Source organism: Brevundimonas sediminis, from assembly GCF_048799765.1.
In the GTDB taxonomy this organism is placed as follows: Bacteria; Pseudomonadota; Alphaproteobacteria; order Caulobacterales; family Caulobacteraceae; genus Brevundimonas.
In genome coordinates, this window is record NZ_JBLYQK010000051.1 from 1 (window position 1) to 12,134 (window position 12,134).

The following is a 12,134-nucleotide window of genomic DNA, read 5'->3' on the forward strand; positions in this document are numbered from 1 at the left end:
TGGGTCGGCGCCGGGGTCGGGCGCGGACGCGACGGGCGGAAGGTGGCGCGGGCCGGTTGCGACGGCGCGGCGCGGCCCGACAGGCCGAGGCGGTGCACCTTGCCGATGACGGCGTTGCGGGTGACGCCGCCGCCCAGCTGTTTCGCGATCTGGCTCGCCGACTGGCCTTCCAGCCACAGCTTCTTCAGCGCGCCGACGCGATCTTCGGTCCAGCCTGCGGTCATGTTCGCCCTCCGGGATTCAACATATGGGGTCGGTATGTCCCTCCTGTGGGGCCGACCTACTCCTAATCGTAAACCACCTCTTAAAACGCGCAATATGTGGGAATTGGTCCGTCCACAGGAACCACATCTAGTATGGTTAAGACGGGTCTCAGGGTTGGGACCGCAGACGTGAAGAGTGAGTGGTGATTGGTGAGTAGGGGCTGACGCCGGGTCATGGTCGCCGTTTCCGGATCAGGCCGCCGCCCGTCCACTCACTGCTCCCTCTTCACTCTTCACCCCTGGCCCCCTTGCGCCGGGCCGCTTCCGGCCGCATTTCCGCGCCCATGACCGATCTCGCCTCCACGCGCCCGTCCGGGCTTCCGCAGCCCCGCCGCTACACCGGCGTCAACTGGGAGGGGGTGAAGACCCTCTATCTCAAGGAGGTGCGGCGCTTCTGGAAGGTCGGCGCGCAGACCGTGGCCGCGCCGGTGGTGACGACCCTGCTCTACATGCTGGTCTTCGTGGTTGCCCTGAAGGACTCGCGCCCGCCGATCGACGGCACGCCTTTCGCCGAGTTCGTGGCGCCGGGTCTGATCATGATGGCCATCCTCAACAACGCCTTCGCCAATGCCTCGTCCAGCCTGATCCAGGCCAAGATCATGGGCACCTCGACCGATTTCCTGACCCCGCCGCTCAGCCCGCTGGAGCTGACCATCGGCTTCTCGCTCGGCGCCGCCACCCGGGGCATCGCGGTGGGGCTGGTGACGGCGATCTGCGTCATGCCGTTCGCGAAGCTGGGCGTGACCAACATCCTGTCGATCCTGTGGTTCGGTCTGACCGCCTCGCTGATGATGGGGATGCTGGGCGTCTTCGCCGGTCTGTGGGCCGAGAAGTTCGATCAGCTGGCGGCGGTCCAGAACTTCCTGATCATGCCGATGACCTTCCTGTCCGGCACCTTCTACCTGGTCGACAACCTGCCGGAGCCGTTCGCGACCATCAGCCACTTCAACCCGATCTTCTACATGATCGACGGCTTCCGCTCGGGCTTCATCGGCCATGCCGAAGGCAACCTCTGGATCGGCGTGGGCATGAGCGCGGTCCTGACGCTGGCCCTGTCCTGCGCCTGCTGGGCCGTGTTCAAGTCGGGCTGGCGCCTCAAGAGCTGACCAAGGCTTCCCTGCGGACGGCGTCTGAACTACCCAGACAGGAGGCGTTTCGGGGGCTGTCTGGATGATCAGAATTGAGGGGATTCGTCCCGTTCCGGAGGCTTCGGCGCCGGTGCGTTTCTCGCCGGCGATCGAGTGGGTCGGGCGCGGCGCGGACGTCCTGGTCCTGGCGCTTCCGTACGCACTGGTGATCTTCGCGTGGGTTGGAGGGCGGCACGTCGTCCTCTGGATGGCCGTCGCCCTGCTTTTCGTCGTTGTCGTGCAAAGGATCGCGGTCGCGATCCTCAAGAGACTGATCGCGCGCGAGTGGCGGCAGTCTCCCGCCGGCCGCCTCCCGAAGACCTGGGCGCTCGACGAGGGCGGGGTCACGATCTCGGACGAGGTTTCGACCTACATCATCCGCTGGGGTGGCGTCACAGCAGTCCGTGAAGAAAAACGGCGCTTTGTTTTCTATGTGGGGCCCGGGACGGCCTATCGTTTGCCGATCCGCTTCCTCGACGCGGGGCGTAACCAGATCGCGGACATTCGCGCCCTCATCGCCGAGGTCACGGCGTCAGGCCGTCTCGGCCGTGGTGTTGACTAACCCCGGTTCGCGTCCGACAAGACCGGACACTTTTTTCCGGCTCCATCGCGCCCCGCGGTGGGGCCGTCTCGCTTTTGGAGGTCTGATCCGTGTCCCAGGAACATCTGATGGGTGTCTATAACCGCGCGCCGCTGGAGGTGGAGCGTGGGCTGGGCGCGCGTCTGTGGTCGACCGACGGCACGGAATATCTGGACTGCGTGGCGGGCATTTCGACCAACGGCCTCGGCCACGCCCACCCCAAGCTGGTGCAGGCGGTGACCGAGCAGGCCGGCAAGCTGTGGCACGTCTCGAACATCTTCCGCATTCCGGGTCAGGAAGCCCTGGCGGACGCCCTGTGCGAGAAGTCGTTCGCCGACGTCGTCTTCTTCACCAACTCGGGCACCGAAGCCGTCGAATGCGCGCTGAAGACCGCCCGCAAGCACCACGTCGCCAACGGCCAGCCCGAGCGGATCGACATCTACGGCTTCGACGGCTCGTTCCACGGCCGGACCTACGGCGCGATCAACGCCGCCGCCAACCCCTCCTACACCGAAGGCTTCGGCCCGAAGATGGAGGGCTTCCACCAGTTGCTGTGGGGCGACAAGGCTGCGCTTGAGGCCGCCTTCCGCAATCCGACCACGGCCGCCATCATCCTTGAGCCCGTACAGGGCGAGGGCGGCTGCCGCGCCACGCCGGACGAGGACCTGCGCTGGATGCGCGAGCTGGCCGACGAGACCGGCGTGCTGATCATCTTCGACGAAGTCCAGTGCGGCATGGGCCGGACCGGCAAGCTGTGGGCCCACGAATGGGCCGGCATGACCCCGGACATCATGGCGGTGGCCAAGGCGCTGGGCGGCGGCTTCCCGATCGGCGCCTGCCTGGCGACCACGAATGCGGCCAAGGGCATGACCGTGGGCGTTCACGGCTCGACCTTCGGCGGCAACCCGCTGGCCATGGCCGTCGGTCAGGCCGCATTCGGCGAGCTGTCGAAGCCCGAAACCCTGGCTCATGTGAATGAGATCGCCGGCTATCTGAAGCAGCAGCTGCATGGCCTGCAGCAGCGCTTCCCGGACGTCATCGTCGACGTGCGCGGCAAGGGCCTGCTGATCGGCGTGAAGCTGGTCCCGAACAACCGCGAATTCATGGGCTGGGCCCGCGATGAGCAGCAGCTGCTGGTCGCCGGCGGCGGCGACAACTGCGTGCGCATCCTGCCGCCGCTGGTGCTGACGCTGGACGAGGCTCGCGAGGCCGTCGAACGCTTCGAGAAGACCTGCGAGTTCGCGCGGACCAAACTGGCCTGAGGCCCTGACAGATCTGGAGGGCCCGATGGTCCGTCACTTCCTCGATATCTACCGGCTTGAAGCCGAAGAGCTGCGCGCCATCCTCGATGACGCCCACGCCCGCAAGCAGGCCCGCAAGGGCTGGCCGCAGGGTCGCGCCGACGCCGACGCGCCGGCGAAGGATCGCGTGCTGGCCATGGTGTTCGAGAAGAACTCGACCCGCACCCGCTTCAGCTTCGACGCCGCGATCCGCCAGCTGGGCGGTTCGGGCATCATCGCCAACGCCGGCGACATGCAGCTGGGCCGCGGCGAGCCGGTCGAGGACACCGCCAAGGTGCTGTCGCGGATGGTCGATGCGGTGATGATCCGCGCCAACAGCCATGAGGATGTCGAGCGCTTCGCCCGCGTGGCGACCGTCCCGGTGATCAACGGCCTGACCGACCGCTCGCACCCGTGCCAGATCCTGGCCGACCTGCTGACCATCGAGGAGCACCTCGGGCCGGTGAAGGGCAAGACCATCGCCTGGGTCGGCGACGGCAACAACGTCTGCCACAGCTTCATGCATGCGGCACCGAAGTTCGGATTCCGCCTGCAGGTCGCCTGTCCGGCCGAGTATCACCCCGACCTGCACGACCTCGCCCGGGGCGGCAATCACGTCGTCCTAACCAGCGACCCGCGCGAAGCGGTCGCCGGCGCCGATGTCGTCGTCACCGACACCTGGGTGTCGATGGGCGATCAGGACTATGAGGCCCGTCTGGAGGCCTTTGACGGCTATGGCGTCGACGACGCCCTGATGGCCATGGCCAATGAGGACGCCGTCTTCCTGCACTGCCTCCCCGCCCACCGCGGGGAAGAGGTGACGGACTCGGTCATCGATGGTCCGAAGTCGCTGGTCTGGGACGAGGCCGAAAACCGCATCCACGCCCAGAAGGCCGTGCTGGCCTGGTGCTTCGCGGGCTAGGACCGGCGAAGAATTTCCAGCAGGCTTCGTCCACGGGCGCTGTCGGCCAGGGCGACCGATTGGACGATCAGCCCGGCATCGGCCGACTGCACGCCGAAGACGACGACGGGGCTCCCTTCGCTCAGTTCGGTGAACTGATAGGGATAGGGGCGTATAGGGCCGCAACTGGTGATCACGATCTCCTCCGACAGGACGCCGGACAGGGCCGTCTGAGCGGGCGGCGATCCAGCCAGGGTCTCGTCCAGATCGAGCACGACCATGATGGTCTCCTCGCCTTCGGGAGTCCGGCTGCGCGTGTTCGACGAGACGACGGCTGTGAAGCCGACTCTGGGCAGGGCCGCCTCGGCTCTCACCGACGCAGGTGCGACGCGGCACGCCAGCGCGGGAGAGGTGGCGCACAGGACGGCGGCGACGGCGGGGATCAGCAAAGCGGTTTTCATGACAGCCTCCGTGGAAGGAAGCGTCACCGTCTCATGCGCGCCCCGCGGCCGCCGCCTTCTGAACCTGACGAAACCCTACTGCAGGTTCACGTCCGCCACGCCGCCGGCGTCCGGCAGCGTCTTCGTGATGTTGGCCTTGGCGACCTCGTAGGCGAATTTGAAGACGCCGCCTTCGTTCACCCAGACACGTCCGTCGTCGGCGCTGAAGCGCAGTATGGTCAGATGCGGGTCGTCCTTGCCGCCTGGATACCAGGCGGCCAGCACCGGGTTCCAGTGGCGGTCGATGATCTCGCGGTCGGGGCCGTGCACCGACAGGTCGCCGTGGATGCAGGCCCAGACGTTCTGGTCCTTCGAGCCGTAGTGGAACATGGCGCTCTGCCCGCCGGGCAGGGCCGTGTCCCGGGCGAGGTCGGTGTCGTCACGGGTGAAGAACCAGATGGTTCCCGTCTCTTCCTCGCGGAAGGCGGTCATCGGCTGGGCGTGATAGCCCGGCTGGTCGAGGCCGAGCAGTCCGGTGTTGGACGTCTTCAGGCTGTCCCAGAAATGCTGTTCGGCCTCGGCGGCGGTCAGGGTCTTGTCGCCCATCGTGATGCTCCTCTGATCGGGGTGTGATCAGGGAAGCGTCGGGCGACGCGGCGGTTCCCCGTCAGACCGGCCGCTGCGGCACGCCGAGCAGGGCGCCGACATGAATCAGCAGCAGGACCAGGGCGGCGCCGCTCATCACCATGATGAAGCGCCACGGGGCCATGCGCACCTTCTGGCTCGGATCCCAGGGGCGGGCGCCCCGCCAGCCGGCGAAGACGGTGAGCGCCAGGGCGGCGGCGGCCAGGATGAGGGTCAGGCGCAGGTCCATTTGCGTCCCGTGGACCGCAAAAGCGCCCGGCGCAAGGGGCTGAGTCCTTGCCGGGAGGTTAATGTTCACCCTCCGTTAACCACGTTGGCGGCATCCATCCGGTGGGCGTTCGCTCTTTCCACAGGAAGGTGTGGGCAGCCCTACATGTTGGGGTTAACCGCGCGTTTACACCCTTGATCTGGCGCACTAGCGTCCGAGTCAAAGGTCGGGAGGCGAATCAGTGAGCGCAGCCGCGCCGTGGAGCGTGAAGGGGATAGACCCCAAGGCGCGCGAGATCGCCAAGGACCTCGCGCGTCGCTCCGGCATGACGCTCGGCGAGTGGCTGAACTCGATGATCATGGAGGATGGCGACGAGGACGAGGGCTATACGCCCCTGCCGCGCCGTCCCCACGCCGCCGACATGTTCGAGCGTCGCGGCCGCAGCCGCCGTCTCGACGACGCCTACGGCGCGGATGAGGAGGTCGTCCATCGTCTGGGCGCCTCCGTCGACGCCATCGCCGCCCGTCTTGAGGCGGCGGAACGTCGCTCCACGGTCGCCATCCAGGGCGTCGATCAGGCAGTCGCCGGACTGGTGCGCCGCCTCGAGGCCGCCGATCAGGACGGCCGCCAGTACGGCCGTCGCATCGACGACCTCGCCGAGGAGCTGCGCGAGGGGCATCGCCGCCTCCGCCGGTTCGAACAGGAGACGGGCCCCAAGACCGCCGAGACCTTCGGCAAGGTCGAGACCGGGCTCGGCGCCCTGGCCGGGCGTCTGTACGACATCGAGGAACGCCAGCGTACCGGCGTCAACGAGCTGCGCCAGCGCATGGATGCGGTCGAGAGGCTGGCCGGCCCCGGCGCGGGCTCCGACCTGCTGGCCCAGGTCGGCGCCCGCCTGGACCAGGCGCAGGCCCGGACCACCGAGGCGCTCAAGGGGCTGGAGCGTTCGTTCGCCCATCTGGACGAGCGTCTGCGCGCCGCCGAAGGCCGCGTCGAACCCGAGGGCGCGCGCGAGGCGGCCCGCTTCGAGAAGCTGGCGGAGACCCTCAGCCGCCAGGTCGAGGCCAATCGCGCCGAGATGATGCGGCGGCTCGACACCGCCCAGTCCGAGAACCGGATGGACCGCATCGAGCGGGCCGTGCTGGCGCTGGGCGAGCAACTCAAGGCCTCCGAAACCCGGTCCGCCGGCGCCGTCGAGGCGATGGGCCGGGAAGTGCTCCGCATCGCCGAAAACCTCAACGGCCGCGTCGGCCGGATCGAGGCGGGCGTCGACGCGCGCGTCGAAAAGATGGGCGAGGCCCTGACCCGCAAGGTCGAGGGCGACATGGGCCGCCTGGCCCAGGGGCTGCAGCAGGGGCTGGAGCAGCGCCTGACCGCCGCCGACGACCGCCACGCCCTGGCGCTGGAGAAGCTGGGCGGCGAGATCACCCGCATCTCGGATCGCCTCAGCGAACGCATCGCCCAGTCCGAGCGCCGCTCGCAGCAGGCGCTGGACGACATCGGCCGCCGTCTGGCCGACAGCTCGACCCGGATCGAGCAGCGCTACGACCGCGCCTCGGGCGAGCTGGCCGAGCGTATGCGGCTGTCGGAAGAGCGCACCGCCGCCCTGATCGCCGAGGCCCGGGAGAACATCGAACGGCGCGCCGAGACCAGGCCCGAGCCGGAGCCCGAACCGGTGGCCGCGCCCGAGGCCGAGGTCCAGCCGGACTGGCGCGCCGCCGCCTTCCCGGACGCGGCCTTCCCGGACGCGCCCTTCCAGGGGCAGACCTTCGACGATCCGGATCCGGTCTATACCGAACAGCAGGCCTGGTCCGCCGATCTGGCGCCGCCGGAGCCGGCCGAGGCCGTCGTGGCTGAAGACGTCTTCGCCGGAATGGATGAGGCCGAGGTGCTGACGCCGGACACGGTGTTCGACGCCGTGATGCGGTCCCCGCGCGCCGTGCCGGAGGCCGTCTCCGCGCCGTTCGGCAGCCGTCAGGCGCTGAGCGAGCCGTTCGCCGGCTCCCTGGCCGATGAGGTCGAGCCGCCCCACGTCCCGGTCTTCGCCCCGCCTCCGGCCGCCGCCGAGCCCGCGGCCTTCGGACAGGGTTTCGGCGGGGCCGACGTGTCGGACGCCCTGGCCGCGACGGCGCCGGCCCCGACGCCGGAAGCCTTCGACGCCGGCGGCGAGGAATTCGCGGCCGAGACGGATTTCGTCGATCCTCGCGCCCTGCGCGCCGCGGCGGCCCAGGGCCGCGCCAGCTCCACCCGTCAGGCCATCGACGCGGCCCGGGCGGCCATGTCCGAGCCCGAGGATGCGCCGGCACGGACCGGCTTCGGCCTGAAGCGGGGCGGCAAGTCGCGTCTGCAGGAGCGCCTGGACAAGCAGGCGAGCCGTCAGGGCGGTACGGTCCGCAAGGCGCTGGGCGCCTCGGCCATCGCCATGGCCCTGACCGCCGCCGGCGGCTACGCCTACTATGAACTGGCGGATTCCGGCCTGCAGATTCCGGGCCTGACGGGGGCGGAGACGGCTACGCCCATCGCCGCCCTGGCCGCCACCCCGGTCGAGGTGTCGCCGGCGGACCGGGCGCGCGCCGCCGATCTCTTCCAGCAGTCGATCATCAAGCTGGATGCCGACGACCTCTCCGGCGTGAACGACGTGAAGGAGGCCGCGGAGCTCGGCTACGCGCCCGCGCAACTCTACATCGCCGGCCTGTACGAGGAGGGGCTGAAGGGGCTCCCCGTCGACCTGCCGAAGGCCCGCGCCTGGACCCGTCGCGCGGCCGACGCCGGCAATCCGCGGGCCATGTTCGCCTACGGCATGCATCTGATCCAGGGCACCGGCGGCTCGCAGAATCTGGACGACGGCCTGCTGTGGCTGACCAAGGCCGCCGAGGCGGGCGTGGTCGACAGCCAGTACAATCTGGGTGAGCTGTACGAGACCGGGCAGGGCGGTGTGCGCACCGATCTGGTCGAGGCCTACAAGTGGTATCTGGTCGCGTCCCGAGCCGGCGACGGCGCCGCCCGCGACGCCGTCGAGCGGCTGAAGGTCGTGCTGCCGGTCGGCGAGCGCGGAAGGGCGCGCGCGGAAGCCGACCTGATGACCGTCACGCCGTCCCGCTAGGGCGAACAGACTCCTTTTCGGGCGCATCGGGTTGCACTGCCGACCCGGGGCGTTCAGGACAGTTTCACCGTCGCCTTTCGGGCGTTTGATCTCAGTTCCAGCCGAAGGCGCGTCCTTTGGATATCTATCTGCCGATCGCCGAGGTTTCGGTGAACTGGCCGCTCCTGGTTCTGCTGGGGGCGACGGTCGGCTTTGTCTCGGGTCTGTTCGGCATCGGCGGGGGCTTCCTGATGGCCCCGATCCTGATCTTCCTCGGCATCCCGCCTTCGGTGGCCGTCGCCAGCCAGGCCAGCCACGTCGTCGCCTCGTCGACCTCGGGGGTGATCCACTACACCTCGCAGAAGCAGGTCGACTACAAGATCGGCGGGCTGATGGCCCTGGGGGGGGTGCTGGGCGCCTTCGCCGGGGTGGAGATGTTCCGCTATCTGCGCCTGCTCGGCCAGGCCGACCTGGTCGTGGCCCTGTCCTATCTGCTCTTCCTCGGCTCCATCGGCGCCCTGATGCTGCACGAAAGCCTGGGGCAGATCCTGCGCCGGGTCCGGGGCGAGGTGACCCCGCACCGCGAACGCCGGCGTCCGCTCTGGCTCTACGGCCTGCCGCTGCGGATGAAATTCCCCCGCTCGGGCCTCTACATCAGCGCCATCCCCCCCTTCGCCCTGGGCTCCTTCGTCGGGGTCCTGTCGGCCATCATGGGCGTCGGCGGCGGCTTCATCCTGGTTCCGGCCATGCTCTACGTCCTGCGCATGCGGGCCCAGGTGGTCGTCGGCACCAGCCTGTTCCAGATCATCATCACGACCGCCATCACCACCGTCCTGCAGTCGGGGCGGAACCAGACGGTGGATATCGTCCTGTCGACCATCCTGCTGCTGGGGGGCGTCGTCGGCGCCCAGTACGGCGCGCGGCTGTCGGGCCGGTTCCGCGCCGAGGAGCTGCGGGCGGTGCTGGCCATCATCGTGCTGCTGGTCGGCATCTACATGGGGCTGGAGCTGTTCGTCCGGCCCTCCGACCTGTTCAGCTTCGCTCCCGGGGTGGCGCAATGATGCCGCTTCCGCCGCCGCCCCCGGCCATCGAGGCGCCCGCGCCCGAGCGGTCCGTCGGCACGACCGGGGAGGTCCGCGTGGCCGCGGCCATGACCGACGCGCGGGTCATGGTCGACTCCAGTTTCCGCGGCGCCTCTATCGTGCTGTACGGCGCGGTGTTCAATCCGACCGACACCCCCGCCGACGTGGTGGTGGTCGTGCGCGGCCCGGACGGCCCTGTGCGTCTGGTCAAGAAGACCCGCAACCTGGGCGTTTGGCTGAACAGCCGTCCCGTCCTGTTCGAGGGCGCGCCCGGCTTCTACATGACTGCCTCGACCCGGCCGCTGGGGGATATCGCCGACTTCGGCCAGTTGCGCCGGCTGGGCGTGGGGGTGGATCACCTGCGCATCGCCGCGCCCGAGGAGAGCCGCACCGTCACCCGCTACGGCGTCCGCGACGTGGTCGTCAGCCGGATCGGCGAGGACTATCTGGACTATCGCCGCGCGGTGATCCGGCTGCGCGAGGCGGCGGCCCTTTACAACAGTGATCCGGCCGGGGTGAAGTTCGTCGATCGGGGCCTGTTCCGCGCCGAGGTCGAGCTGCCGGCCGTCGCCCCGACCGGTCAGTATTTCGCCGAGGTCTGGCTGTTCCAGGAGGGCGAGCCGGTCTCGGTCAGCAACCTGACCCTGACCGTCGAAAAGGTCGGGATCGAGCGCGACATCTTCGAGTTCGCCCACCGCCGCCCATGGACCTACGGCGTCCTGTGCGTCCTGCTGGCCATGTTCACCGGCTGGGCGGCCAGCCGGATCTTCAGGCGGAACTAGCGCTGATTTCCCTCTCCCGTCGGGAGAGGGGCACGATCACTTCGCCGCGAACTCGCTGAGCGCGTCCAGCACCGCGCGGTTCTGGTCTTCCGTGCCGACCGTGATGCGGAGGCAGTCGGGCAGGCCGTAGCCGCCGACCGGGCGGACGATGATGCCCCTGGTGTTCAGGTAGTCATTGGCGGCGCCGGCCGTGGCGGCGTCGGCGAAGCGGACCAGGATGAAGTTGCCGGCGCTGGGGAAGACCTCGAAGCCGAAGCCCCTGATCGCCTGGGTCAGGCGCGGCCGCCAGGTCTCAACCAGCTCCAGCGAGGCCTTCTGGTGCGCCTCGTCCGACAGGGCGGCGACGGCGGCGTCCAGTCCGGCCACCGAGACGTTGAACGGCAGGCGGATGCGGTCCACCGCCTCGCACACCTTCAGCGGTGCGTAGCCGAAGCCGATGCGCAGGCCGCCGAGGCCATGGATCTTGGAGAAGGTGCGGGTGACGACGATGTTGTCGGCGTCCCTGGCCAGCGGGAAGCTGGTCTCCCAGTCCGGCGCGGTGACGAATTCGGCGTAGGCCTCGTCGATGACCAGCAGGACATGGGGCGGCAGGGCGGCGTGGAGACGGCGGGTCTCCTCGGCGGTGTTGTAGCTGCCGGTCGGGTTCGACGGGCTGGAGATGTAGACGATCTTCGTCCGCTCATCGACCTGCTCGAGGATGGCGTCCACCTCGGCCTTGAAGCCCGGTTCCGGCGCCAGCTTGACCGTCGCCTGGTTGGCCAGGGCGCTGATGCGATAGGCGAGGAAGCCGTACTGGCCGGTGACGATGTTGTCGCCGGCCTCCAGATAGGTCTGGTTCAGCAGGGCGAAGACCTCGTCCGAGCCGTTGCCGAAGATCAGCCGCTCGCCGTCCAGCCCGTGATGCGCGGCCACCGCGTCGCGCAGCTTGCCGGCCCGGCCGTCCGGATAGATGTGCAGGTTGTTGATCGCCGCCGCATAGGCGTCGCGGGCCTTCTGGCCGGCGCCCAGGGCGTTCTCGTTGGACGACAGCTTCATCGGCTCGGCCACGCCGTCGATCTTCCCCTTGCCGCCGACATAGGGGGCGATGTCGAGGATGCCGGGCTTGGGCGTGGGGGCGTCGGTCATGAAGGCTCTCAGAAAATCGGGGCGGCGCCGATAACGCCGGACAATGTGCCGGGCGCGCCATGCAGCCGCCCGTCCTCGGCCTGCACATAGCCCGCCAGCATGAACAGCTTCAACCCGCCCGCCTCGATCAGCGGGGTGGCGGCCAGCCCGGCGTCGGACAGGGTCGCCACGATCCGGCCGGGAGACAGGCCGCTGTCGGTGGCCCAGAAGGTGCGGTCGTGGCCGGTCGGGCCGGGCTGGGTCCGCTGCGCCAGCAGGGCCCGCGGCAGGCCCGCGGCGTCGTCCGGCAGGGCCCCGACGATCCGCAGGGCGGGCTCGGCCAGAAGACGGCCGAACCAGGCGTTCGACGACGTCAGGTCCATGAGGGCGCGGCCACCCTGACGCACGGCCGCCAGCGCGTCGTCGGGCCGGGTCGCCAGTCGACCGCCGAGACCGTAGCGATCGGCCGCCAGCACCTGCGCCGCGGTCCCCCAGATGGCGAGGGGCGCGCCCGTGGCGGCGTCGAGGCGTCCGAGGACCGCCCGCGCGACCGCAATCTCCGACGGGCCCAGGCCCTTCATGGCCTCGCGCAGGGCAAGCGCTTCGGCGTCCACGCCGGGGCGTCGGCCCGCCGCGACCC

General features: G+C 69.4%; 13 protein-coding genes. 7 read left to right on the forward strand and 6 right to left on the reverse strand.

The genetic code is table 11. The features are described 5' to 3' along the window. Window positions 1–224 (reverse strand): GcrA family cell cycle regulator (locus ACLQ7T_RS15555; protein WP_420480212.1); only part of this gene is annotated, 224 nt, incomplete at its 3' end. Window positions 225–547: 323 nt separating this feature from the next. Between ACLQ7T_RS15555 and ACLQ7T_RS15560 the strand changes: the two genes are divergently transcribed. From ACLQ7T_RS15560 to argF, 4 genes are all read left to right on the forward strand, one after another. Further along, on the forward strand, window positions 548–1,369 hold the full coding sequence (locus tag ACLQ7T_RS15560; protein WP_420480213.1) for an ABC transporter permease: 822 nt from the start codon (window positions 548–550) through the stop codon (window positions 1,367–1,369). 112 nt (window positions 1,370–1,481) lie between these two features. Next, window positions 1,482–1,952 carry a YcxB family protein gene (locus ACLQ7T_RS15565; RefSeq protein ID WP_420480214.1) on the forward strand — a complete coding sequence of 157 codons (471 nt, stop codon included), beginning with the start codon at window positions 1,482–1,484 and terminating at the stop codon, window positions 1,950–1,952. An 89-nt stretch (window positions 1,953–2,041) separates the two neighbouring features. Further along, window positions 2,042–3,232 (forward strand): aspartate aminotransferase family protein, encoded by a 1,191-nt coding sequence (locus ACLQ7T_RS15570; RefSeq protein WP_420480215.1) that lies wholly within the window; start codon window positions 2,042–2,044, stop codon window positions 3,230–3,232. A 25-nt stretch (window positions 3,233–3,257) separates the two neighbouring features. Further along, window positions 3,258–4,172, forward strand: a complete 915-nt coding sequence (argF, locus tag ACLQ7T_RS15575) for an ornithine carbamoyltransferase (protein ID WP_420480216.1) — start codon at window positions 3,258–3,260, stop codon at window positions 4,170–4,172. Here argF and ACLQ7T_RS15580 read toward each other — a convergent pair. From ACLQ7T_RS15580 to ACLQ7T_RS15590, 3 genes are all read right to left on the reverse strand, one after another. After that, window positions 4,169–4,612 (reverse strand): hypothetical protein, encoded by a 444-nt coding sequence (locus tag ACLQ7T_RS15580; protein WP_420480217.1) that lies wholly within the window; start codon window positions 4,610–4,612, stop codon window positions 4,169–4,171. The genes argF and ACLQ7T_RS15580 overlap by 4 nt on opposite strands. A gap of 75 nt (window positions 4,613–4,687) precedes the next feature. Next, window positions 4,688–5,197, reverse strand: a complete 510-nt coding sequence (locus ACLQ7T_RS15585; protein WP_420480218.1) for a pyridoxamine 5'-phosphate oxidase family protein — start codon at window positions 5,195–5,197, stop codon at window positions 4,688–4,690. A 61-nt stretch (window positions 5,198–5,258) separates the two neighbouring features. After that, window positions 5,259–5,465, reverse strand: a complete 207-nt coding sequence (locus ACLQ7T_RS15590) for a hypothetical protein (RefSeq protein WP_420480219.1) — start codon at window positions 5,463–5,465, stop codon at window positions 5,259–5,261. Window positions 5,466–5,685: 220 nt separating this feature from the next. Between ACLQ7T_RS15590 and ACLQ7T_RS15595 the strand changes: the two genes are divergently transcribed. The 3 genes from ACLQ7T_RS15595 (at window position 5,686) to ACLQ7T_RS15605 (ending at window position 10,390) form a co-directional block, all read left to right on the forward strand. Beyond that, the gene (locus tag ACLQ7T_RS15595; protein ID WP_420480220.1) at window positions 5,686–8,547 is read left to right on the forward strand and encodes an SEL1-like repeat protein; all 2,862 of its coding nucleotides are present in this window, start codon (window positions 5,686–5,688) and stop codon (window positions 8,545–8,547) included. A 116-nt stretch (window positions 8,548–8,663) separates the two neighbouring features. Continuing rightward, on the forward strand, window positions 8,664–9,587 hold the full coding sequence (locus ACLQ7T_RS15600) for a sulfite exporter TauE/SafE family protein (protein WP_420480221.1): 924 nt from the start codon (window positions 8,664–8,666) through the stop codon (window positions 9,585–9,587). Continuing rightward, window positions 9,584–10,390 carry a TIGR02186 family protein gene (locus ACLQ7T_RS15605; RefSeq protein ID WP_420480222.1) on the forward strand — a complete coding sequence of 269 codons (807 nt, stop codon included), beginning with the start codon at window positions 9,584–9,586 and terminating at the stop codon, window positions 10,388–10,390. Before ACLQ7T_RS15600 ends, ACLQ7T_RS15605 begins: the two co-directional genes overlap by 4 nt. 36 nt (window positions 10,391–10,426) lie before the next feature. On the opposite strand, the gene hisC is transcribed toward ACLQ7T_RS15605, so the two are convergent. Both hisC and ACLQ7T_RS15615 read right to left on the reverse strand, forming a co-directional pair. Further along, entirely contained in the window at window positions 10,427–11,515 is a 1,089-nt protein-coding gene (gene hisC, locus ACLQ7T_RS15610) for a histidinol-phosphate transaminase (protein WP_420480223.1), read from the reverse strand. An 8-nt stretch (window positions 11,516–11,523) separates the two neighbouring features. Further along, a partial coding sequence (locus ACLQ7T_RS15615) for a hypothetical protein (protein WP_420480224.1) occupies window positions 11,524–12,134 on the reverse strand: 611 nt, incomplete at its 5' end.